Here is a 3,639-nt window from a genome sequence, read left to right as displayed (position 1 = left end):
CTCCCCGGCAGCCCGTCGTCGCGACTGACCGACCAGCCGCCGAGCTGGTGGACCACGTCGTCGGCGTTCGGCCCGCCGACGAAGACGTCCTCGTCGCCCTCGAGCGGGAGGACCCCCTCGTTTTTCAGCAGCGTCATCGACTCGCTGGCGACCTCGAGCGCTGTCTCGCGGTGGCGCTCCGACCCGAGCGTCTCTGTCACCGCCTCCGTCTCGACGTAGGGATCTTCGAACAGACCGAGCTCGAACTTGGTGCGGAGCACCCGTTTCACGCTCGCGTCGACGACCGCCTCCTCGAGCCGCCCGGATTCGACGAGTTCCGCGACGCTGTCGGCGTGGTCGACGTGACCGACCGACGCGACGTCCACGCCGGCCTCGCGGGCCTGTCGAACGCCGTCGGCGTGGTCGCGAGCCGTCCGGTGGGCCTCGTGGAGGTGACGAATCCCGTCCCAGTCCGAGACGACGTGACCCTCGAAGCCGAGGTCGTCGCGAAGGAGTTCCGTGAGGGCGGCGGCCGATCCGTGGGAGGGTTCGCCGTTGATCGAGTTGTACGACGGCATCACGGAGTCCGCTCCGGCGGCGAGCGCCCGCTCGAACGCCGGGAGGAACGTGTTCCGGAGTTTGTACTCGGAGATGTCGACCGGCGACGCGTCCTCGCCGCGTTCGGGCTCCCCGTAGGCGGGGAAGTGTTTGAGGGTGGCGAGCACCCCCTCGGGATCGCCGACCCCGTCACCGCGGTATCCCCTGACTTTCGCGGCGGCCAGTTCGCCGACGAGGTGCGGACTCTCGCCGAACGTCTCGAACACCCGCCCCCAGCGCGGCTCGCGGCCCACGTCGACCGTCGGACCGTAGTTCTGGTGCGCGCCGGTCGCGCGGATTTCCCGGGCGGTGACCGCTGCGCTGTCCTCGAGCACGTCCGGGTCCCACGTCGCGGCCGCCCCGAGTCCGTTCGGAAACGACGTCGAACCAGTGATGTAGGCGTGGCCGTGGACCGCGTCGACGTTCAGCAGCAGCGGGATACCGAGTCGGCTCTCCTCGACGGCGACGCGCTGCAGGCGATTGGCGATCCGCACCGCCTCTGTTGGATCGCTGGTGAGCGACCCGGCCCAGCCGAATGGCGCGACGGCGCCGATCCCGTCCTGTGCGACGGTCTCGACGAGGTCCTCGACGTCGAGTTCCGCCCTGAAATCACCGCCCCAGGTCCCGGTCACCTGGCCCGCTTTTTCGGCGAGCGTCATTCGCTCGAGCAAGTCCGCTACGCGTTCCGACGTCGGCGCCGACTCCCGGCGGTACGTCGGCGTCTCGGATCGATCGTCCATCGGCTGTGAAGTGTTACCGTAGCGCTATAAACGTTATCAACCGCCTCACCGACGACGCGCGTAGCGCGTCAGTCGTCGACTGCGGGCTCTCCCGGCCGGTAGCCGCGGCTGATGGCCTTCCACTTCCCGGAGCGGAACCGATAATAGTTGATCAGCGCGCCCGGAACGCTCTCGGCGAGAAAGGACAGGGAGAGTCCAAACAGGCCGAGCGACGTCGTCGCGCCGAGGTAGACCAACGGGATGGCGAAACCGAACATCCCGATCGCGCGGCCGTAGAACGGCCAGTTCGTGTCGCCGGTCGCGTCCAGCGCGCCCGCGACGCTGTTCGTGACGCCCTGCGGAACGACGGCGATACACGCGGTGTACACGAGCGCGACGGCGACGGGAACGGTCGGTGATGCAGGGTCGTTAACGAACAGCCGGACGATCGGGTGTGCGAAGAGCGCGACGACGACCGCTGCGAACAGATAGACGACGACGGTGAAGACGGTTATCTCACGTCCGTACTGCGCCGCCGTCTCCTCGTCGTCGGCTCCGAGGGACTGCCCGACGAGGCTGCTCGCGGCGAGACCGAACCCCCATCCCGGCGTGTTCATCAACCCCCAGATGCGTCGGCTGATGATGTAGGCCGCGACGACGTGCGAGCCGAAGAGGCCCACGAAGGCGAGGATCGGAAACCGGGCGACGGTCCAGACGGAGCTCCGACCGACGACGGGCAGTCCGATGGCGACGAGATCCGCGAGCAGCTCCCGCTCGAGGTACCGGTCGACCCAGCGAACCCGAATCGGGAACTCGCCGATGCCCGGGAGGCGACCGAGCGCGAGACCGAGTGCGAACGCGGTCGTGACGCAGATACTGGCGATAACGGTCCCAAGCGCCGCACCGACGACGCCCATATCGAGCGCGAAGATGAACACCGCGTTGAGGACGACGTTGATGAGCGCGCCGCTAGACCGGACGACCATCGGCGTCCACGCATCGTCTGCACCGACGAGCGCGCGGCTCCCGATCTGGTTGAGGATGGCGAACGGGACGCCGAGCGCGAGGACGCGAAGGTAGTCGGCGCCGTAGCCGATCGCGACGGGATCGTCGCTCAGCAACGAAACGAGTTCGACGGGGACGGCCCAGAACAGCGCGCTCACGGGGAGGGCGACCACCGTGACGAGGAACGCACTGGACCTGACGACCTGCCCGATTTCGTCGTCCGCCGACGCACCGTATCGCTGGGAGACGAGGGCGATCGTTCCCGCGGCCATCCCGCCGCCGATTGCGAACGTCATCCCCCAGTACGGTCCGGCAAAGCCCATCCCCGCGATGGCCGTCGGGCCGAGGACGACGCCGACCATGGCGACGTCCGCGACGCCTTTCGACATCCGGGCGAGTCCGGTGACGATTCGCGGCCAGGCGAGGTCAGTCGTTTCGCGCGCCCGCTCGAGCGAGATGGTCCCGAGGCGGGCGAGCACCGTCCCGATACCGAGCAGGAGCAATTGGAGCGGATTCGTGCGAGATACCAACGTATACTCGTCATCTTCGAGACCGCTAAAACCTATCTCTTTCGTTCACCGCGTGAACCGCCGCTTTCGATGCGCTACTCGAAACCCGGCCCCTCGACGTGGTCGTCTTCGGCCTCGCGCCAGGTGTGTTCGGGCGTCCAGCCGAGGTCGTGTTCGGCCTTCGCAGTGGTGAACGCGGATGCGTCCCCCTCGAGGTCGGAGGGCGGTGCGTCGTCGAAGAGCGCGTCCAGAAGCCGATTTGTCTCGATACCGAGATAGTTCTCCGCGGCGTGGCAGAGGTACGCTTCGTGGCTCTCGACGTCGGCGTCCAGCGCCGTCGAGACCATCGACGCGAGATCTCGCACGTCGATGTACGACCAGAAGTTCCCCGCACCGCCGCTCGGGGAGGTTTCCTGGGGGCGTTCGGTCAGTTCCTCGAGGTCGAAGCGCTCCCGGTTCCCGCTGGTCCGGTACTCGCCGGGGTACTGCACCCACGACGGGCGGAGGGAGACGACGGACACGTCGTGTCGTCTGGCGGTTGCCGCGGCGACGGTCTCGCCGGCTTCCTTCGAGGTGCCGTACGGACCTTCGGGGCGGAGCGGATGGGCCTCGTCGATGGGGACGTATTCGGGGACGAGAGAACTTTCGGCGAAGGGGAACCCGTAAGCCGATTCGGAACTCGCCCACACGACGTTCGCGCCGGTCCGACCGGCCGCCTCGAGGACGGTGTACGCGCTCAGAACATTGTTGGCGAACACCCGCGAACCGGCGTGGCTCGTCGGGTCGGGGATCGCGGCGAGGTGGACGACTGCGTCGGGCTCGGCGGCCGC

3 protein-coding genes are annotated in these 3,639 nt (G+C 68.0%); all 3 read right to left on the bottom strand.

Translation table 11 applies throughout. The features are described 5' to 3' along the window. On the bottom strand, positions 1-1,316 hold a 1,316-nt coding region (locus tag PGX04_RS21195; protein ID WP_273740323.1), incomplete at its 3' end, for a glycoside hydrolase family 3 protein. 68 nt (positions 1,317-1,384) lie between these two features. Continuing rightward, positions 1,385-2,830: an MATE family efflux transporter gene (locus tag PGX04_RS21190; protein WP_273740322.1), complete on the bottom strand. Its 1,446-nt coding sequence runs from the start codon at positions 2,828-2,830 to the stop codon at positions 1,385-1,387. 74 nt (positions 2,831-2,904) lie between these two features. Next, a partial coding sequence (locus PGX04_RS21185; protein ID WP_273740321.1) for an NAD-dependent epimerase/dehydratase family protein occupies positions 2,905-3,639 on the bottom strand: 735 nt, incomplete at its 5' end.

It is taken from the genome of Natrinema soli (genome assembly GCF_028618695.1).
The sequence above is the reverse complement of the archived record's forward strand: the minus strand, read 5'-3'. Positions and strand labels throughout refer to the sequence as shown.